Origin of the sequence: Pseudomonas sp. R25(2017), from assembly GCF_002112565.1 — a bacterium.
GTDB lineage: Bacteria > Pseudomonadota > Gammaproteobacteria > Pseudomonadales > Pseudomonadaceae > Aquipseudomonas > Aquipseudomonas ekonensis.
Genome location: NZ_NEHZ01000001.1, coordinates 142,810 through 163,744 on the forward strand (window position 1 = coordinate 142,810; position 20,935 = coordinate 163,744).

A 20,935-nucleotide genomic window follows, 5' to 3' on the forward strand; every position below is an offset into this window, starting at 1 on the left:
TCGGCGGTCATCGCCGCACGGCCCAGGTAGCCCCGGGTGACGCCGGCACCGGACAGGTACAGCTCCGCCGACACGCCCTGGGGCACCGCTTGCAGATCGGCGTCCAGCAGATGGCTGGCGGAATGGTCGAGCGCCCGGCCGATGCGCGCCTGGCCACCGGCGCGGCGGCGGGTCCAGGTTGAGTAGGTGGTGTCTTCCGACGGCCCGTAGAGGTCGTAGACGTGCTCGATGCCCGGCGTTTGGTACAGCGCCTCCACCAGCGCCTGCTTCAGCGGCTCGCCGGCCAGGTTGACGATCCGCACGCCCGGCGGGATCTGCCCGGCACGCTGCAGCGCGGCGATGGCCGACGGCACGGTGTTGATCAGGCGCACCTGGTCCCGCGCCGGCAAGTGCGGCAGCTCCAGGGCATTGCGGGCGATGATCAGCGACCCGCCGTTGGCCAGGGTCACGAACAGCTCCCACACCGACAGGTCGAAGCACACCGACGTGGACGCCAGCACGCCCTGGATGTCCTCGCGGCGGTACACCTGCGCCGACCAGTCGATCAGCGCCATGACGTTGCGGTGGGCGATCGCCACCCCTTTCGGCTTGCCGGTGGAGCCGGAGGTGTAGATCACGTAGGCCAGGTTGTCCGGCGTCACCTGCGTACGCGGCGTCTCCCGGGCATAGCCGTCCAGCGCGACCTCGTCCATCAGCACCACGTCGGTGCCGGCGCCCACGGTCAGGGTGGCGGCGATGTCCCGCTCGGTCAGCAGCACCCGCGCGCGGCTGTCTTCGAGCATGTAGGCCACGCGGTCGGCCGGATAGTCCGGGTCCAGCGGCACGTAGGCGCCGCCGGCCTTGAGCACCGCCAGCAACGCCACCAGCAAGTGCTCGGAACGCGGCATCGCCACGCCCACCCGCACTTCCGGGCCGACGCCCAGTTCGATCAGCTTGTGCGCCAGGCGGTTGGCTCGGGCGTCCAGCTCGGCGTAGCTCAGTTGCCGTTCGGCGAAGGTCACGGCCAGCGCGTCCGGGGTGGCGGCCACCTGACGGCCGATGGCCTGGTGGATGCACCGGTCGGTGACGAAGCGGTTGTCCGCAGGCTCGACATCGCACAGCGTCAGTTCGCTCAACGAGCGCTCGCCCGCATCGGTCATCTGGCTGAGCAGACGCTGCAGGTGCGCACCCAACTGCGCCACGCCGGCACTGGCGAAGCGGTCGTTCTGGTAGCTGAAGTGCACCGACAGCTCGCTGCCCAGGTGCACCAGCAGGGTCAACGGGTAGTTGGTCTGCTCATGGTTGACCACCGGGCCGAACCGCAGGCCCTGGGGTGCGCCCTGCTCCAGCGCCTCGGCGATCGGGTAGTTCTCGAACACCATCAGGCTGTCGAACAGGGCCTCGCCGCCCTGCCCGGCCCAGCGCTGGATCTGCGCCAGCGGCGTGTGCTCGAACTCGCGCAGCGCCAGGTTCTGCGCCTGCACGGCGGCCAGCCAATCGGCCAGGCTCTGCTGGGCACGCGGCGCGGCGATCACCGGCAGGCTGTTGATGAACAGGCCGATCTGTTGCTCGGCCCCCGGCAGATCTGCCGGACGCCCGGCGACCGTGGCGCCGAACGCCACGCAGTCCTTGCCGGTGTAGCGCTGCAACAGCAGCAGCCACGCCGCTTGCACCACGGTGTTGACGGTGACTTTCGAGGCGCGGGCGAACTCGCCCAGACGCTGGGTCAGCCCGGCGTCCAGCACCTGGTAGTGATCGCCGTAACCGGTGGCCGGCAACCCCGCCGCCGGACGCGCCATGGCATCGGCCAGGCGGGTCGGTTCTTGCAGGTTGTCCAGCGCCGCCCGCCACCAGACTTCGGCCGCTGCGGCGTCCTGGCGCTGCAGCCAGGCGATGTAGTCGCGGTAACGGCCCGCCGGACGCGGCACCGCGTCGCCGCTGTAATGCTGCAGCACTTCGCCGAGCAACTGCGCGCTGCTCCAGCCGTCCATCAGGATGTGATGGTTGGTGTAGATCAGGTGATGGCGCCCGGCTCCGGTGCGCACCAGCACCAGACGCAGCAGCGGTGCGCGGGTCAGGTCGAGGCCTTGGGCACGCTCTTCGTCGGCGAGCGATTGCAGGGCCGTGTCGAGGTCGTCCCGGCCGCTCCAGTCGAGCACGCGGAACGGCACCGCCACCTGGCGTTGCACCACTTGCACCGGCTGTTCCAGGTCGCCCTGCCAGACGAACCCGGTGCGCAGGATGTCGTGGGCATCCATCGCTGCCTGCCACGCGGCACGGAAACGCTCGGGATCGACGCCGTCGACGTCCAGGCGCATCTGGTTGATGTAGTCGCCGTTGCCGTGTTCGAGCAGGGTATGGAACAGCATGCCCTGCTGCATCGGCGACAGCGGGTAGATGTCGTCGATGGCCTGCGGCTGCGGCGCCAGCACGTCGAGCTGGGCCTGGGTCAGCGTGGCCAGCGGGAAGTCCGACGGCGTCACCCCACGGTTGGCGCTGTCGCAGCAATGGGCGATCAGCGCGGTCAGTTCTTGCAGGTAGTCGTCGGCCAGGCGCTGGATGGTCGCCGGCTCGAACATCTCGCGGCTGAACGTCCAGCTCAGGTCCAGTTCGCCGCCGAACACTTTGCCGTCCAGGGCCAACGGGCTGCCCAGCGGGCCCTGCATGTTCACCTCTTCGCCGCCGGATTCGGCGGTCGGCGCGAACAGCGCATCGCCTTCGGCCTCGAAACCGCCGTCGAACTGGCCCAGGTAGTTGAAGGTCAGGCGCGGCGTCGGCAAGGCTTGCAGGGTCTGGCGCGCGTGGTCGTCGCCCAGGTGCGCGAGGGCGCCGAAGCCGATGCCCTTGTTCGGGATCGCCCGCAGCTGTTCCTTGATCTGCTTGAGCGAGGCCCCCAGGTCTGCGGCCGGCGTCAGGCGCGCCGGGAACAGGCTGGTGAACCAGCCGACGGTGCGGGTCAGATCGACCGTGTCGAACAGGTCTTCACGGCCATGCCCTTCCAGTTGCACCAGCACGCTGTCATCGCCGGTCCAGCGCACCATCACCCGCGCCAGCGCGGTCAGCAGCAGGTCGTTGACCTGGGTGCGGTAGGCCGCCGGGGCCTCCTGCAACAGTTGGCGGGTCAGCTCTTTGCCCAGCGGCGTGCGGATCGCCTGCGCCTGGCAGTGCTGCTGGCCGCCCTCAGGGTTGTCGCACGGCAGCGCCACCGACGCGCCTTGCAACTGCTGCTGCCAGAAGCCCAGCTCAGCCTGCAACGGCTCGCTGGCGGCATAGCCCTGCAACGCTTCGGCCCAGGCCTTGACCGAGCTGGTCCTGGCCGGCAACTGCACGGCGGCGCCGGCCAGGATCTGCCGGTAAGCGCTTTGCAGGTCTTCGAACAGGATCCGCCACGACACACCGTCGACCACTAGGTGATGGACGATCAGCAACAGGCGCTGGCTGCCGTCGGCCAGATCCGCCAGCACGGCGCGGATCAGCGAGCCGCCGTTCAGCGTCAGGCTGCGCTGGGCCTGGTTGCCCAAGGCCTCCAGCGCCGCAAGGTCAGCGACCTCGGCCGGGATGAGGATGGCTTCGCCCGCCGGCGCCTGCGCGCTGCGGTACTGCGCCGACCAGGCGTCGGCCTGCTCGGTGAATGCCAGGCGCAGGCTGTCGTGGTGCGCCACCAAGGCCTGCAACGCTTGCTCCAGCACCTGCCCGTCCAGCGGCTGGCGGGCCTTGAGCATCACCGACTGGTTCCAGTGGTGCCGGTTCGGGATCGGTTGGGCGAAGAACCACTGATGGATCGGCAGCAGCGCGGTCGCACCGCTGGCCGGCCGCTGGTCGATCGCCTGCAACGGTTCGCCGGTCTGCACCACGGCCGCCAGCGCCTGGACGGTCTGGTGCTGGAACAGGTCTTTGGGCGTGAAGCGCAGCCCGACCTGACGGGCGCGGCTGACCACCTGAATCGAGATGATCGAGTCGCCGCCCAGTTCGAAGAAGTTGTCGCCGAGGCCGACCCGCTCAAGCTTGAGCACGTCCTGCCAGATCGTCGCCAGTTGCTGCTCCAGCGCCGTCTGCGGCGCCACGTAAGCCTGCTGCAATTGGCTGACGTCAGGCTTGGGCAGGTTCTTGCGGTCGAGCTTGCCGTTGGGCGTCAGCGGCATGCGTTCGAGGGTCAGCACGTAGGCCGGCACCATGTGCGCCGGCATCGTCGCCTTCAGTTGCTCGCGCAGGCCCTCGGCGAAGTCCGCCCGCTGCGCGTCGCCGACCACGTAGGCCACCAGGCGCTTGCTGCCGCCGCTTTCCTGGGCCACCACCACCGCTTCGCGCACGCCCTCCAGGGCTTGCAGGCGCGCCTCGATTTCCCCCAGCTCGATGCGGAAGCCGCGGATCTTCACCTGGTTGTCGATGCGTTGCAGGTAGTCGAAGGTGCCGTCGACGCGCTGGCGCACCAGGTCGCCGGTGCGGTACAGCACGCCGCCGGCCTGGCCGAACGGGTCGGCGACGAAACGCTCGGCGGTCATCGCCGCCCGGTTCAGGTAGCCGCGGGCCACGCCGCTGCCGCCCAGGTACAGCTCGCCGGCCATGCCTTGGGGCAACAGGTTCAGGTCGGCGTCGAGCACATAGGCGCTGCGGTCGCCGATGCGGCTGCCGATCGGCGCATAGGCGGCGCCGCACGGTTCGTCGCGGCCGGCCTTCCAGATCAGCGGCGTGACCACGGTCTCGGTCGGGCCGTAGCCGTTGATGATGTACTCCGGGTTCAGCGCACGCTTGACCCGTTCGAAGCTGGCGTTCGGCACCGCGTCGCCGCCGAAGCAGTAGATGCGCACCTTCGGCGGGTTGCCCACGCGCTCGGCGTGTTCGGCCAGCTGTTGCAGGTACACCGGCGGGAACGCGACCACGGTCACGCCGTGTTCGAGCATCGCGTTGTAGGTCTGCTCCGGCGTCCACAGGCTGTCGTCGCGGATCAGCAGCGAACCGCCGTGGGTCAGGCTGGTCAGCCAGCGTTCGTGGGCGCCGTCGAAGGCGAACGACATGAAGTGGAATTCGCAGTCGGTGTCGCGCATCTCGTAGCGCTCGCCGATGGCCAGGCAATGCATCGCCAGCGGGCCGTGGGTGACGCTCACGCCTTTGGGGTTGCCGGTGGAGCCGGAGGTGTAGATCACGTAGGCGAGGTTGTCCGGATCCAGCGCCACGTCCGGCGCCTGGGCCGGACGGTCGCTGAGGTCGAGGCGGTCCAGTTCCAGCACGCTCAGCGCCTCGCCGACCGGCAGCTGCGCCGACACCCGCGAATCGGTCAGCAGCAGCGCCAGCCCGGCGTCCTGCATCAGGTACGCCAGGCGCTCGCGCGGGTAGCTGGTGTCCAGCGGCACATAGGCGCCGCCGGCCTTGAGCACCGCCAGCAGCGCGACGATCAGGCCTTCGCTGCGCGGCATGGCCACGCCGACCCGCACTTCGGCGCCCACGCCACGGGCCACCAGTTCATGGGCCAAGCGGTTGGCCCGGGCATCCAGTTCGCCATAGCTGTAGTGCTGGCCGTCGAAGATCACGGCGGTGCGTTCAGGCTGCTGCGCCGCCAGTCGGGCGTAGCGCTGATGCACGGCGATGTCCGTCGGGTAGGCCTGCGGCCGGTTCTCGGCCTGTTGCCGGGCGTGTTCCTCGGCAGTGGCCAGGGCGATCTCGCCGAGGCGGCGCTCGCCGGATTCGGCGAACCGCTCCAGCAGGTGCAGCAGTTGCGCGCTGAGGCGCTCGACGGTGGCGGCGCTGAAGTGCGCCCGGTCGACGCTCATGTGCAGCGCCAGGGTGTCGCCCAGAGTGACGCCCAAGGTCAGCGGGTAGTGGGTCTGGTCCTGGTTGGCCACAGGACCGAACACCACGCCTTCGGCGGTGCCGTGCTGCAAAGCTTCGGAGATCGGGAAGTTCTCGAACACCAGCAAGGTGTCGAACAGCGACTCGCCGCCCTGCCCGGCCCAGCGCTGGATGTTCGCCAGCGGCGTGTGCTCGAACTCGCGCAGCGCCAGGTTCTGCGCCTGCACGGCGGCCAACCACGCGGCCACGGTCTGGTCCGGACGGCTGGCGGCGATCACCGGCAAGGTGTTGATGAACAGGCCCACCTGTTGCTCGATGCCGGCAATCTCCGCCGGACGCCCGGCCACGGTGGTGCCGAACGCCACGCAGGCGCTGCCGGTGTAGCGCTGCAACAGCAGCAGCCAGGCGGCCTGCACCAGCGTGTTGACAGTGACTTTCTGTTCACGGGCGAACGCGTTCAGGCGCCGGGTGCGCGCCGCGTCGAGGTCGTGATGCGTGAGGGCATGACCGCTTTCGGTGCGCACCTCGCCGCCGGCCGCCGCAGCCTGCGCCAGCACGGTCGGCTCCTGGAAGTCCGCCAGTTGCGCCAGCCAGAACGCTTCGCTGACGGCGGCGTCCTGACGTTGCAGCCACTGGATGTAGTCGGCGTAGCGGCTCACCGGACGCGCCGGCTCAAGCCCCGCGTAACGCTGCAGCACCTCGCCGAGCATCTGCGCGCTGCTCCAGCCGTCCATCAGGATGTGGTGGTTGGTGAAGATCAGGTGATGGCGGTGTAAAGCGACGCGGATCAGGGTCACGCGCAGCAGCCCGGCCCGGGTCAGGTCGAAGCCTTGGGCCAGGTCGGCGGCGGTGAAGTCCTTGAGCGCCTGGGCGACGTCGTCGCGTTCGCGCCAGTCGAGCAGCGTGTACGGCAGTTCGAGGCGGCGGTGGATGATCTGCAGTTGCTCCTGCAGTTCGCCCTGCCAGATGAAGCCGCTGCGCAGGATGTCGTGGGCATCCATCGTCGCCTGCCACGCGGCGCGGAAGCGCTCGGGGTCGAGGCCGTCGACGTCCACGCACAGCTGGTTGATGTAGGTGCCGGTGCCTTGCTCGTACAGGGTGTGGAACAACATGCCCTGCTGCATCGGCGACAGCGGATAGAGGTCTTCGATGGCGGCGGCCGGCACCGGGATCGCGTCCAACTGCGCCTGGCCGATGTGCGCCAGCGGGAAGTCCGACGGCGTCACGCCCATCGATTCCGGCAGGCAGCAGTGGCGGATCAGGGCCTGGAGCTCGGTTTCGTATTCGGCGGCCAGACGGGCGATGGTCGCCTCGTTGAACTGCTCGCGGCTGAAGGTCCAGCGCAGGTCGAGCTCGCCGTCGTAGACCTGGCCTTCGACGCCCAGCCAGTTGTCCAGCGGCGCGTCCGGGCTCTGCTCGCCGCCGGCGCCCTCGCCGGCCGGGCTGAACAGCGCGCCCTCTTCGGCATCGAAACTGCCGTCGAACTGGCCGAGGTAGTTGAAGGTGATGCGCGGCATCGGCAGCGCTTTCAGGCTGGCCTGCACAGAAGCCTCGCCCAGGTGGCGCAGCACGCCGAAGCCGATGCCTTTGTTGGGGATCGCGCGCAGCTGTTCCTTGACCTGCTTGATCGCCGCCGCGACGGATTGCGCTGGGGTCAGGCGCACCGGGAACAGGCTGGTGAACCAGCCCACGGTGCGGGTCAGGTCGATGTCGTCGAACAGGTCTTCGCGGCCGTGGCCTTCCAGTTGGATCAGGGTGTCGGCGTGGCCGGTCCAGCGGCAGATCACCTGCGCCAGGGCGGTCAGCAGCAGGTCGTTGACCTGGGTGCGGTAGGCCGCCGGGGCCTGTTGCAGCAGCTGTTGGGTGAGGCGCTTGTCGAGGCGGCTGTGGACAACCTTGGCGTGACGGCTCTGGCGGCTGCCCTGCGGGTTGTCGCACGGCAGCGCCAGCTCGGCGCCGTCGAGCTGACGTTGCCAGAAGCCCAGTTCGGCCTGCACCGCGTCGGTTGCGGCGTAGGCCTGCAGATGCTCGCCCCAGGCCTTGTACGGGCTGGTCTTGGCCGGCAGCTGGATGCCCGTGCCTTGCGCCGCTTGCTGATAGGCCTGTTGCAGGTCCTCCAGCAGGATCCGCCACGACACGCCGTCCACCGCCAGGTGATGCACCGCCAGCAACAGGCGCTGGCTGCCGTCGGCGACGGTGGCCAGCACCGCACGCAGCAGCGGGCCGTGTTGCAGGCTCAGGCTCTGCTGGGCCTTGCCGTACAGCGCTTGCAGGTCGGCATCGGTCAGGCCGTCCGCCGTCCACAGCAGCTCAGGGTCGGCCGCCACCGGCGCCACATCGGCGCGCCAACCGTCGGTGCCCTCGACGAAGCGCGAACGCAGGCCGTCGTGGTGCGCCGCCAGCCCGTTGAGCGCTTGCAGCAGCGCGTCGGCATTCAGGGCCTGATGGCTGCGCAGCAGCACCGCCTGGTTCCAGTGGTGACGCTGGGGAATGTCGTCTTCGAAGAAGGTCTGCTGGATCGGCAGCAACGGCAGCTCGCCGGTCACCGGCCCCTGATCGATGCTCACCCCGCCGCGGCCCTGCTGCGCCACCGCCGCCAGCGCCTGCACGGTCTGGTGCTGGAACAGGTCGCGCGGACTGAAGTGAATCCCGGCCTGACGCGAGCGGCTGACCACCTGAATGGAAATGATCGAGTCGCCGCCCAGTTCGAAGAAGTTGTCGGTCAGGCCGACCTGGTCGAGCTTGAGCACGTCCTGCCAGATCGCCGCGATCTTCTGTTCCAGTTCGCTGCGCGGCGCGACGAACGCCTGCTGCATCTGACTGGCGTCCGGCGCCGGCAAGGCCTTGCGGTCGAGCTTGCCGTTGGGGCTCAGGGGCAGCGCGGCCAGGAACATCATCTGGGTCGGCACCATGTAGTCCGGCAGGCTGTCCTTGAGCTGCGCCTTGATCGCCTCGCGGGCTGCGCCCTGGCCGTCGGCCGAGGCGTCGACCACGGCGGCGTCCGCCGGCACCACGTAGGCGACCAGTTGCAGGCTGCTGCCGCCCTGCACCGCGAGCACCACGGTCTCGCTGACCGCGTCCAGCGCCAGCAGGCGCGCCTCCACCTCGCCCAGCTCGATCCGGAAGCCGCGGATCTTCACTTGATGGTCGACCCGGCCGACGTACTCGATCTGGCCAAGGGCGTTGTAGCGCGCCAGGTCGCCGGTGCGGTACAGGCGCGCGCCGTCGGCGGAGAACGGATCGGGGATGAAGCGCTCGGCGGTCAGGTCGGCGCGCTGGAAGTAACCCCGCGCCAGCAGTTCGCCGCCGAGCATCAGTTCGCCGACCACGCCGACCGGGGTCGGCTGGCCCTCGGCGTCCAGCAGGTAGGCATGGCGGCCCGGCAGCGGCCGGCCGATGGGCATCGTCAGCGGAAGCGCCTGCTGCCCGCTGACGTAGTCGCTGCAATCGAGGGTGGTGGCGGTGACGGTGGCCTCGGTCGGGCCGTAGGTGTTGAGCAGCCTCACGTGCCCCAGGCCCGCCTCGCGCCAGGCCTGCACGCCTTCCGGCGGCATCGCCTCGCCGCCGCTGTGCACCTGGCGCAGCGCGGCGTAGTCGCGCGGGCCTGCGGCGGCGAACTCCTTGGCGATCATGTTCCAGTAGGCGGTGGTCAGGTCCATCACCGTGATGCCCTGCCCGACGATCTGGCGGTACAGGGTTTCGCTGTCCCACACCTCGTTGCCGCGCAGCAGCACGCGGGCGCCGCAGGTCAGCGGGCCGAACAGCTGCTCGCCGAACGCATCGAAGTTGAACGTGGCGAACTGCAGCGCGCAATCGGCGGCGCTCAGGCCGTAGTAGTGCTGCGAAGCGAAGGCGTGCTTGCTCAGGGCGCCATGGCTGATGCCGACGCCTTTCGGGCGCCCGGTGGAGCCGGAGGTGAACATCACATAGGCCAGGTTGTCGGCCCAGACGGTGCGTTGCGGGTTGCCGTCCTCGTCGTGCAGCCAGGCTTCGGCCTGATCCAGGCACAGGCTCCGGACGTTCTCGGGCACCGGCAGACGCCCGAGCAGATGGCTTTGGGTCAGCAGCAGGCGGCTGCCGCTGTCTTCGATCATGCACAGCAGGCGGTCGCGCGGGTATTGCGGATCCAGCGGCACATAGGCGCCGCCGGCCTTGAGCACGGCGAGGATGGCGACGATCAGCTCCAGCCCCCGATCGACCGCGATGCCCACCAGCACCTCCGGGCCGACCCCTTCGGCCAGCAGCGTGCGGGCCAGGCGGTTGGCCCGGGCGTTGAGCTGGGCATAGGTCAGTTGCTCGCCGTCGAAGATCAGGGCGACCGCGTCCGGCGTCTTCGCCACTTCGGCCTCGAACAGCTCATGCACCGGGCGCTCGCTCGGCCATGCGGCGTCATGACGGCCCCACTGGCGGATCAACTGCTCGTGTTCCTGCGCCTGCATCAGGCCGATGTCGCCGACCCGCTGCTGCGGATCGGCGGCGACGCTGCGCAGCAGCTCGCTCCAGTGCCGCGCCATGCGTTCGATGGTCTGCGCATCGAACAGGTCGCTGGCGTAGGTGAACGCCGCGTGCAGCTGGCCGCCCTTCTCGTAGGTGTCCAGGCTCAGGTCGAACTGGGTGCTGCGGCTTTCCCACTCGATGACGCCCAGCTCCAGGCCGTTGCCGACCTTGAGCGCGGTGACGTCGGCGACTTCCGGCTGGTGGTTGTACATCACCTGAAACAGCGGGTTGTAGCTCAGGCTGCGCTCCAGCTTCAGCGCCTCGACCAGGCGCTCGAACGGCAAGTCCTGGTGGGCCTGGGCGCCGAGGGCGGTTTCCTTGAGGTCGCGCAGCAGGTCGGCGAAGCGGGTCTGGCCGTCCAGTTGCGCACGCAACACCTGGGTGTTGACGAAGAAGCCGATCAGCCCTTCGATCTCGCGGCGGTTGCGGTTGGCGATGGGCACGCCGACGCGCAGGTCGGTCTGCCCGGTGTAGCGGTGCAGCAGCACATTGAAGGTGCCCAGCAACAGCATGAACAGGGTGACGCCGTGCTGGCGGGCCACGCCGCGCAACCGCTCGACCAGCCCGGCCTCGACGACGTGCTCCAGGCGCCGGCCCAGGTTGCTCGGCAGCACCGGGCGCGGACGGTCCAGCGGCAGTTCCAGCACCGGGTGTTCATCGCCCATCTGCGCCAGCCAGTAGTCGAGCTGGCGCTGCTGCTCGCCGGCCTCCAGCCAGCGGCGCTGCCACAGTGCGTAGTCGCTGTACTGCACCGGCAACGCCGGCAGTTCGGCGGCGATGCCCTGGTCGTGGGCGTCGTAGAAGCGGCAGAACTCGTCGATCAGCACGTTCATCGACCAACCGTCGGACACGATGTGGTGCAAGGTCAGCAGCAGCACGTGTTCCTGCTCGCCCAGTTGCAGCAGCACCACCCGCAGCAGCGGACCGTTGGCCAGGTCGAACGGCAGCAGCGATTGTTCCTGGGCGGCGGCCGCCACCTGCGCCTCACGCTCGTTGGCCGGCAGGGCCGACAGGTCGATGCGGCGGATCTCCAGCGGCTGTTGCAGCGGCACTTGCAGCAGGCTGTCGTCGGCCTGCTGGCGGAACACGGTGCGCAGGGTCTCGTGACGCTCGATGAGGCTGGCGAAGGCCTGCTCCAGCGCTGGCCGGTTCAGGCGCCCGGTCAGGCGCACCGCCGCCGGCAGGTTGTAGGCGCCGCTCTGCGGATCCAGGTGCCAGAGAAACCACATGCGCTGCTGGGCGTAGGACAGCGCCTGGCGATCCTCGGCCTCGACCCCGGCCGGAATCGGAAACCTTGAAAAGTCCACGCCTTCGCGTTGCAGGGCGGCGAGGAACATCTGGCGCTTTTCCAGCGGCAACCCGATAAACCGGCGAGCGAGTTTCAAGGAGTCATCAGCATTCATTTCTTGGGATCCGGATTCAGTAGGCAAGAAGCACAAAGGCACGTCGTCCCTATAAAACGAATCCAGACCTGAAAAATTAGCGATTGAGAACAACTGTCAGCGGGGAGACAAAGCGGGGGCGCAGGAGGGAATTCTTGAAGGTGGGAGAGGTTGTCTTGGCCTTGCTCGGCGGCGCCCGGGCTGACGCCATCGCCAGCAGGCTGGCTCCCACCGGGTTTGCGGTGGCCGCAGATTTTGCATTCACCCGGCACTCTGCGGGAGCCAGCCTGCTGGCGATGGCTTCAGTGAGGGCACCGCCTGCCGGACTGGAGGGGAATGTCAGGCGCTCACGGCCAGGGCATGCCGCCGGTGATGGATCTCCAGTTGGTCCTTGATCACCTTCAGCACCTTGGCCTCGTGCTCATGGATGAAGAAGTGCCCGCCGGCCAGCATGTCCACCGAGAAGCTGCCGCGGGTCTCCTTGCTCCAGCCGATCAGCTGTTCGGTGGTGGCGCGGTCGGCCTTGCCGCCCAGCACGTGCACCGGGCAGTTGAGCAAGGGGCGCTGCATAGGCTCGAAGGTGCCGCAGAGCAGGAAGTCCGCGCGCAGGATCGGCAGGGTCAGGCTCATCAACTCTTTGTTGGCCAACACTTCTTCGCTGGTGCCGTTGAGCGTGCGCAGCTGCTCGATCAGTTCGGCATCGGTCTTGGGGTCGGCGAAGCCGCGGTCGTAGTCGGCCCGCAGGGTCGGCGCCGCCGTGCCGGAGGCGAACAGCGCCACCGGCTCCGGGCAGCCCAAGGCGCGCAGGGCATGGGCCAGTTCGCAGGCCACCAACGCGCCCAGGCTGTGGCCGAACAATGCGTACGGGGTCTTGAGCGTCGGGCGCAATTCTTTGGCCAACTGCATCGCCAGCCCCCGCATGTCGGTGTGCAGCGGCTCGTCGAACCGGGCGCCGCGCCCCGGCAGTTCCACCGGCTGCAATTGCAGCCATTGCGGCAGCTTGGGCCGCCAGCGGCTGTAGACCATGGCACTGGCGCCGGAATACGGCAGGCACAGCAGGGTCAACTTGGTCACCACGCTTCCCTCTCATGAACGTCTCTATAGAGGGGGGACGGATGGCCCGCCCGGCAAATTAGTCGGCGCCCGGTAAATTCCCCCGACAAGCGCTCGTTAACCGTTCAGACCAAAACAACAACGTCACAGCGGGGAATCACCGTGGATCTGCACAGCATTCTGGGCAAACTGTTCGCCAATGCCGGCGCCGTCGGCATCGAAGGCGTGTTCCAATTCGTGTTCGGCCCGCAGGCGGCGTACTGGGCCGAGGTCGGAACCACCAGCCGCACCGGGCCCGGGCGCCATGCCAGCCCCGATGTGACCATCGAGGTGGCGCAGCAGGATTTCCTCGGGATCATGGGCGGCACGGCCAACGTCGAGGAACTGTTCGCCAGCGGTCGCCTGAAGATCGGCGGCAACATGGGCCTGGCCACGCTGCTGCCGCAAATCATCGACCAAGCCATGCACGGCGGCGCCCCGACCGAAAAGGTCGACATGAACAAACGTTACCCGACGCCGGCGCGCGTAAGCGAGCGACTCACCGCGGGGCTGCCGGTGCAGACCCAGATCGAACGGCGCCCGCGCAGCGAATTGCCGGTGGACGAATTCAGGCGCCGCTACCTGCCCCAGGGCATTCCCGTGGTGATCAGCAATGCATTGCACGACTGGCCGCTGTTCAACCTCAGCCGTGAAGAATCGCTGGAGCACTTCGCCGAGCTGCAAGGCATCACCCGCCACGGCGACTACGTGAAGAAGACGTTCTCCACGGAGCGGGACTTTCGCTCCACGTCCATGGCCGAGTTCATCGCCTCCCTCGACAGCCCGGCGGTCAAGGGCGAAAACGGCGAACCGCCGGCCTACATGGGCAACAACATCCTGCCGGCCAAGCTGATGGAACAAATCCGCCTGCCGGCCTACTTCGACGCCGGGCTGTTCATCCCGCCCCGGATCTGGATCGGCCCCAAAGGCACCCTCACGCCGCTGCACCGCGACGACACCGACAACCTGTTCGCCCAGGTCTGGGGCCAGAAGCGGTTCACCCTCGCCGCGCCCCATCACCGCGAAGCGCTGGGCACCTGGTCCACCGCGCCGGAAGGCGGCCTGGACGGCTGCGACTTCAACCCGGACGCGCCGGACTACGGGCGCTTCCCCGCCGCCCGCGACGTGACGTTCCTGCGGGTGGTGCTGGAGGCCGGGGATCTGCTGTTCCTGCCTGAGGGCTGGTTCCATCAGGTGGAGTCGGTCTCGACGTCGCTGTCGGTGAACTTCTGGGTGAATTCCGGCCGGGGCTGGTGAAGCGGCAGCCTTGCCCCTGCCCGGCGGCGCCCTCGCTGACGCCATCGCCAGCAGGCTGGCTCCCACATCGGATCTGTGTCGTGCAGGCTAACCTGTGGGAGCTGGCTTGCCAGCGATGACGTCAGTATGGGCACCGCCGGACAGCGACTTCCACAGAAGATCGGGCGTTACTTGAGGTGTCGGTAGCTCTGGATCGCAGAACCCAGCACCACCGCCCCCGCCGCGATCGCCAGCCAGAACCCGCTGCGGGCGCCGAAGGCATCCACCAGCGCGCCGGAACCGGCCGCGCCCACCGCCACGCCGATGCTCAGGCCCGTGACCAGCCAGGTCAGCCCTTCGGTGAGCTTGGCCGGCGGCACGATGCGCTCGACCAGCGCCATGGCGACGATCAGGGTCGGCGAGAAGAACAGCCCGGCAATGAACACCGCCACCGACAGCCCGACGATGTTGCCCGCCAGCAACAACGGCAGCGTGGTCACTGCCGTCGCTATCCCGCCGTACATGAACAGTTGCGGCAGCGGCAGCCGCGAGCGCATCGCCCCGAACGCGATGCCGGCCAGGCACGAGCCGATGGCGTACACCGACAGCACGATGCTCGCCGCCGCCGGCTGGCCCTGCTGCTGAGCGAAGGCCACGCTGACCACATCCACCACGCCGACGATGACGCCCATCGCGACCATCAGCAGCAACAGCAGGCGGATATCCGGGGAACGGATGATCGAGCCCTGATGGTGTTCTTCATGAGGATGCACCGGCGGCTCGGTGCCGCGCTGGGCCACGAACGCCGTGACGCCCACCGCCAGCATCAGCAGCGCCGCCAGCGGCCCGGCCTCGGGGAACACCGCCACGCACAGGCCCACCGACAGCGGCGGGCCGACGATGAAGCAGACCTCGTCGAGCACCGACTCCAGCGCATAGGCGGTCTGCAACTGCGGCTGGCCGCGGTAGATCTCGGTCCAGCGCGCCCGCACCATCGCCGACATGCTCGGCATGCAGCCGGCCAACGCGGCGCAGACGAACAGCGTCCAGTACGGCATCTGCAAGCGGGTGCACAACAGCAACATCAGCAGCGCCCCGCCGCCGATCAGCGCCGACACCGGCAGCACCCGGCCCTGGCCGAACCGGTCCACCAGCCGCGACACCTGCGGCGCACAAAACGCCGTGGCCAGCGCAAACGTCGCCGCCACGCCACCGGCCAGGCTGTAGCCGCCCTTGAGCTGGGACAGCATGGTGATCACGCCGATGCCGGTCATGGAAATCGGCATGCGCGCGATCATCCCGGCGATCACAAAATTGCGGGCGCCGGGGGCGTTGAACAGTTCGCGGTAAGGGTTGGCCATCGGGTGCGGTCTCGTCAGGGGCCTGCAACTTGCCACAAAGGCCCGTGGGCGCAAAAGCGCCGATTTGTTGGTGGAGTGTGAAGCCCGCGTCCGTCGGGCCGTTTGGCGAAACCGGTGGCGTCGGGCTATTTTTTCAACGGTACCGATCACCCGCGCCTGTTGTTCACCCGCCAGTCGGGTCAGCCGTCACGCCCAGCCGCGAAGGCCTTCATGCGAGCCAAAGCCATGGAAGAGATGCTGATCCTGGTCTCCCCCCAAGACCGCCCCACGGGCAGCGCGCCCAAGATGCAGGTGCACCGCCAAGGCCTGCGCCACCGCGCCTTTTCCATCTTCATTTTCGACCTGCACAGGCGCTTGCTGCTGCAGCGGCGCGCGGCCGGCAAATACCATTCCGCCGGCCTGTGGACCAACACCTGCTGCGGCCATCCCCGGCCGGGCGAACGCACCTCGGCGGCCGCCCGACGGCGCCTCCGGGAGGAGATGGGGCTCGACTGCGAACTGCAAGAAGTCACCGCGATGCTCTATCGCGAACAGGTGACCGACCAGCTCATCGAACATGAATACGACCACATCCTGATCGGGCTCGGCACGGCCGACCCGCAGGCCAATCCCGAAGAGGCCCAGGACTGGCAATGGCTGACGCTGGAGACGCTGACGCAGCAACTGCAAGCGGATCCGCAGCGTTTCACCGTTTGGCTGCGACGCATCTTCGAGACGTTCGGCGTCGACACCGTCGCACGCTGGGCCGAAACGGCCCGCTGCCGGCCCGCCACCTGAGAGCGGTCAAACGCTGGGGGGCGGGCAGCCTCGACCGGCACCGCCACAGCGGCCGCGAACGGCTCTGGAGCGGTCTGGGTTTTCATGTTCGGGGATGAACTCTGACCGCCACGCTCCGGTCAGCTGAATACATCCCCTGCCCCGGAGCCCCCACGCCATGGCCGAGCATCAACCGGAACGCCAGAGCGCCATCGATGCCCACGGCATCATCGGCGACATGCGCAGCGCCGCGCTGGTCAACGACCAGGGCAGCGTGGATTTCTTCTGCTGGCCCGAATTCGACAGCCCGTCGATCTTCTGCTCGCTGCTGGACACCCCCGACGCGGGGATCTTCCAGCTGGCGCCGGACCTGCCCGAGGCACGCCGGGAACAGATCTACCTGCCGGACACCAACGTCCTGCAGACGCGCTGGCTCAGTGAGCGCGCCGTGGTCGAGATCACTGACCTGCTGCCGGTCGGCGACCGCAGCGACACCTTGCCGCTGCTGATGCGCCGGGTGCGGGTGGTCAGCGGCCAGGCGACGTTCCGGTTGCGCTGCGCGGTGCGCCACGACTATGGCCGCGCCGCCACCCGCGCCCAAGTGGACAAACAGGACGTGACCTTCAGCGCCGACGGCCAGCCGACCCTGCGCCTGACCTCGGATCAGCCGATGCGCATCGAGGCGCAGGCCGCCGTCGCCGAATTCACCCTCAAGCAGGATCAGCGCGCCGCCTTCATGCTCGGCGCCGGCGACGACCCGCGCCTGGGCGAAGACCACGGCGACCTCTACCTGGAGCGCACGCTGAAGTTCTGGCGCGACTGGCTCCGCCAGTCCACCTACCGCGGACGCTGGCGGGAAATGGTCAACCGCTCGGCCCTGGCGATGAAACTGCTGACCTCCCGCGAGCACGGCGCGATCCTCGCCGCCGCCACGTTCGGCCTGCCGGAAACGCCCGCCGGCACACGCAACTGGGACTACCGCTACACCTGGATCCGCGACGCCTCCTTCACCGTGTACGCCTTCATGCGCCTGGGCTTCGTCGACGAGGCCAACGACTACATGCGCTGGCTGCGTGGCCGGGTCAGCGACTGCCGGGGCCAGCCGATGAAACTCAACATCCTGTATGGCGTCGACGGGCGCCAGGAACTGCCGGAGACCGAACTCACCCATTTGTCCGGCCACGGCGGGGCTCGGCCGGTGCGCATCGGCAACCAGGCCTATGAACAGATCCAGCTGGACATCTTCGGTGAACTGATGGATGCCGTGTACCTGGTCAACAAGTACGGCGACGCCATTTCCCACGAGGGCTGGAAGCACGTGCAGGAAGTGGTCGATCAGGTCTGTGAGACCTGGCAGAACGAAGACGTGGGCATCTGGGAAATGCGCGGTGAGCAGCATCACTTCCTGCACTCGCGGCTGATGGGCTGGGTGGCGCTGGACCGGGCCATCCGCCTGGCTTCGAAGCGTTCGCTGCCGGCGCCGTTCGCCCGCTGGGACCAAACGCGCCAGGCGATCCACAGCGACATCTGGGACAACTTCTGGAACGAAGAGCGCGGCCATTTCGTGCAGTACCTGGGCGGCACCGCCCTGGACGGCTCGATGCTGCTGATGCCCCTGGTGCGCTTCGTCAGCGCCAAGGATCCGCGCTGGCTCTCGACCCTGGACGCCATCGAACGGCACCTGGTGCGCGACGGCATGGTCTACCGCTACCGCAATGACGACACCGGCATCGACGGCCTGCCCGGCACCGAAGGTGCGTTCGCCGCCTGCTCGTTCTGGTACGTCGAATGCCTGGCCCGCGCAGGCCAAGTGGACAAGGCCCACCTGGAATTCGAACAGCTGCTGCGCTACGCCAATCCGCTGGGCCTGTACGCCGAAGAGTTCGACAGCCGCGGCCGCCACCTGGGCAACACGCCCCAGGCCCTGACGCACCTGGCGCTGATCAGCGCGGCGTGCTTCCTCGACCGCAAACTGAGCGGGGCGAAGAACTGTTGGCAACCGTAAGGCGTCATCGTTTTTCGCCAGAGACTGTCAGACATCTCCCGCATCAATCCCGGTTAGCGGAATGAATTCCTACAACAATTAAACATTTCACCCCCTCTGCGGCGAAGACTCTGGCTCCGGCAGGTGGGCGAAGCGGCCCCCTCTTTGTGCCACCGGATTTTTACTGGAACAGCGCAGGGCCCTGATCTGCGGCTATTTCGCGGTCGAGCGGGAGCCAGCGCCCTCGCCATAAGCGCACAAGTGAAGGCCTACAAATGTTCAACAAACGTCGCGCAATGCCTCCCCCCGTAACTTGCACTTACACCCTGAAATACCTTGTTGCCAGCCGTGTCGCCCGCCCCTACCATCCACCGCAACGGGCACAGCGGAGCTGTCCAATAAAACCCGATTTCAAGGAACCAGAATGAGCCAGCGCATCCACCGTCAGATCGACGTTCCCCTTCGCACGGGCCTGACCCGCAGCCAGTTGTGGGAAGCCCACGACAAAGGCCTGATCAAATGCTGGGAGATCGGCCGCCAGCGCGCCGTGCGCTTTCCCGATCTGGCCAAGCGCTGCCTGGCCGACGAACTGCCGGTGCTGGGCTGGAAAGGCGGGGTCAGCCGCAGCCTGAAGAAGAACGAAAAGTACGGTTCCCTCAAATACCTGGCCGAATGGCAGGGCCTGCGCGGCGAGCCTCTGGACATCGACCTGGGTGAGGAACGGGCGCTGACCTGCTCACGCACCCGCATGGTGGTGACGTTCACGCCGGACCGGAGCAAGTATTTCAATCAGGTGGCGGAAGAGGCCTGACAACGAGGAGTGCCGCATGAGCCGTGACGCGATCCTGTTCAGCACAACGCCCACCCTGACCATCGCCTATGAGCAGCACGGCCCGAGCGACGGCCCTGCGGTGATTCTCCTCCACGGCTTCCCCTACTCCCCCCGCGCCTACGACGAGGTCGCCCCGGCCCTCGCCGCCGAGGGCTGCCGGGTGATCGTGCCATACCTGCGCGGCTACGGCCCGACCCGGTTCAACCGTGCGGACACATTGCGCTCCGGCCAACAGGCGGCGCTGGCCCAGGACCTGCTGGATCTGATGGATGCGCTGGGTATCGACCGGGCGACGCTGTGCGGCTACGACTGGGGCGGCCGGGCCGCGTGCATCGTGGCGGCGCTGTTTCCCGAGCGGGTGCGCGGGCTGGTCACCGGCGACGGCTACAACCTGCAGAACATTCCGGCCTCCGTCCGGCCGCTGGATCCGGCCACCGAGCACCTGTACTGGTATCAGTACTATTTCCACACACCCCGCGGCGTCGAAGGCCTGACGCAGAACCGGCGGGCGCTGTGCGAACTGCTCTGGCGCCTGTGGTCGCCCACCTGGGCCCGCAATGCCGAGCGCTATCCCCTGACCGCCCCGGCCTTCGACAATCCGGACTTCGTCGAGGTCGTGATCCACTCCTACCGTCACCGCTTCATGTACGCACCGGGTGACCCCGCGCTGGAGTGGATGGAAAAGGCCCTGGAGCAACAGCCGGCGATCAGCGTGCCGACCGTTTCCCTGTGCGGCGCCGACGACGGCGTCGGCCCCGCGCCGGAGGAAGACGAAGACGCCGACCGCTTCACCGGCCCCTACGAGCGCCGGGTGCTGGCCGGTGTCGGGCACAACACTCCCGAAGAGGCGCCGCAGGAGACGCTCAGGGCATTGCGGGATCTGTTGCGCGCCTGAGGTTCAGGTTTGGGGATGCCAGCGGGGGTCGCTTTGTAGGATTGCGCCGATCTCGTTGAAGAAGCGCTTGCGGATCTTCAATTGCAGCCCCGTTGCGGTCTCCTTGATCGTCAAGTCATTGTCTTCCGGACGTTCGCGGTACTGCACCCGCGTGAAGACCTGCGCAGCCTCGCCTTGAATGAAGTAATGGCAGGTGTGACGCGAGTTGAGCGAAGGCAGATCGTCGACGCTCACGTCCTCACGCTTGAGCGTGCCTCCCGGTTCCTGAACCACATACAGTTCCTGATGGACGATGCCCGTCTTCGCCCCGTCCCGCACGAACCGCACAGGCATGATCATCAGGTTTGCGTCGCGGTAGAACTGCTTGCGGATATGAAAGGGCTGGGTGATTCCGACACCCTTTTCGGACACCTGAACATTCCAGTAGACGTGGGTCACATCATCCAGCTTGCGAAAGCTACCCTCGTCGAACAGCGCCACTTCATAACCTCCACCGAAGAAATTCAACAATGAGGTGGGGCTTTTCTTCAGTTCCAACTCCAGCAGCATGCCGGCAAACGCGCAGGTGGTGCTCAGGCACTTTCCCCCTTCGGCGTCCATGCCACGGTTCGCGCCCGTGACCCATTGATGGCCGTCCAGCAGCGCCTGGAACAGCGGCGCGCCGTTGCCGACCAGACGTAGGTGATCACAGTCGCAGGAGTGGCCTTCGCTCGACCTGAACTCGATGGGATAACCGCAGTTCTCGTAAACGTACCAACCCGTCAATTCCAGGTCCAGCGTCATCAGTACCGCGGGCAATCCATCGAGCAATGCTTGAACCCGATCCGGATCAAGCCCCTTGGCGGCCAGCGCCCTGAGTTCTGCGATGGCCAGCCTGGCCGCCACTTCGTTGCCCGCCCAAGTGATCGCCATGTCCTTGCTGATCACGATGACTTTCTGGGTCATGCCCGTGATCGAATAGCCCGACCCCTTGCAGAACACTTCCTCGACGTTGCCCACCGACGGGACGAACACGTCGTGCTCCCGTTCGTCACCCGACAACAACAGATCCCCCAGCACGACAGGTTGCTGATGGATGGAATAAGAAACACCCAATGTCATGACCGCCACTCCCTCCAGCATGAGCACGGCAGT

At 67.7% G+C, this 20,935-nt stretch carries 9 protein-coding genes (1 of these 9 cut by a window edge); 5 read left to right on the plus strand and 4 right to left on the minus strand.

The genetic code is table 11. From position 1 onward, the window contains the following. Both CAG31_RS00590 and CAG31_RS00595 read right to left on the minus strand, forming a co-directional pair. A protein-coding gene (locus CAG31_RS00590) for a non-ribosomal peptide synthetase (RefSeq protein WP_085577540.1) crosses the window boundary here: on the minus strand, positions 1–11,666 show its 5' portion. The gene continues 745 nt to the left of window position 1, outside the view; the window shows 11,666 of its 12,411 coding nt (coding positions 1–11,666); the start codon lies at positions 11,664–11,666; its stop codon lies off the left edge, out of view. Between the two features lie 318 nt (positions 11,667–11,984). Then, positions 11,985–12,722, minus strand: a complete 738-nt coding sequence (locus tag CAG31_RS00595; protein ID WP_085577541.1) for a thioesterase II family protein — start codon at positions 12,720–12,722, stop codon at positions 11,985–11,987. Positions 12,723–12,860: 138 nt separating this feature from the next. On the opposite strand from CAG31_RS00595, the gene CAG31_RS00600 reads away from it, so the two are divergent. Then, a complete protein-coding gene (locus CAG31_RS00600; RefSeq protein ID WP_085577542.1) occupies positions 12,861–13,994 on the plus strand; it encodes a cupin-like domain-containing protein in 1,134 nt (377 codons plus the stop codon). Between the two features lie 167 nt (positions 13,995–14,161). On the opposite strand, the gene CAG31_RS00605 is transcribed toward CAG31_RS00600, so the two are convergent. Beyond that, entirely contained in the window at positions 14,162–15,334 is a 1,173-nt protein-coding gene (locus tag CAG31_RS00605; RefSeq protein WP_085577543.1) for an MFS transporter, read from the minus strand. Between the two features lie 225 nt (positions 15,335–15,559). Here CAG31_RS00605 and idi point away from each other — a divergent pair, with 225 nt between their 5' ends. From idi to CAG31_RS00625, 4 genes are all read left to right on the plus strand, one after another. Then, on the plus strand, positions 15,560–16,111 hold the full coding sequence (idi, locus tag CAG31_RS00610) for an isopentenyl-diphosphate Delta-isomerase (RefSeq protein ID WP_085577881.1): 552 nt from the start codon (positions 15,560–15,562) through the stop codon (positions 16,109–16,111). Between the two features lie 157 nt (positions 16,112–16,268). Then, positions 16,269–18,095 (plus strand): glycoside hydrolase family 15 protein, encoded by a 1,827-nt coding sequence (locus CAG31_RS00615; protein WP_085577544.1) that lies wholly within the window; start codon positions 16,269–16,271, stop codon positions 18,093–18,095. Between the two features lie 403 nt (positions 18,096–18,498). Further along, positions 18,499–18,885: a hypothetical protein gene (locus CAG31_RS00620; protein ID WP_085577545.1), complete on the plus strand. Its 387-nt coding sequence runs from the start codon at positions 18,499–18,501 to the stop codon at positions 18,883–18,885. A gap of 16 nt (positions 18,886–18,901) precedes the next feature. Then, positions 18,902–19,801 (plus strand): alpha/beta fold hydrolase, encoded by a 900-nt coding sequence (locus tag CAG31_RS00625; RefSeq protein ID WP_085577546.1) that lies wholly within the window; start codon positions 18,902–18,904, stop codon positions 19,799–19,801. A gap of 3 nt (positions 19,802–19,804) precedes the next feature. Here the strand turns inward: CAG31_RS00625 and CAG31_RS00630 are convergent, their stop codons facing one another. Then, on the minus strand, positions 19,805–20,902 hold the full coding sequence (locus CAG31_RS00630; protein ID WP_085577547.1) for a hypothetical protein: 1,098 nt from the start codon (positions 20,900–20,902) through the stop codon (positions 19,805–19,807). Between the last annotated feature and the right edge of the window lie 33 nt (positions 20,903–20,935).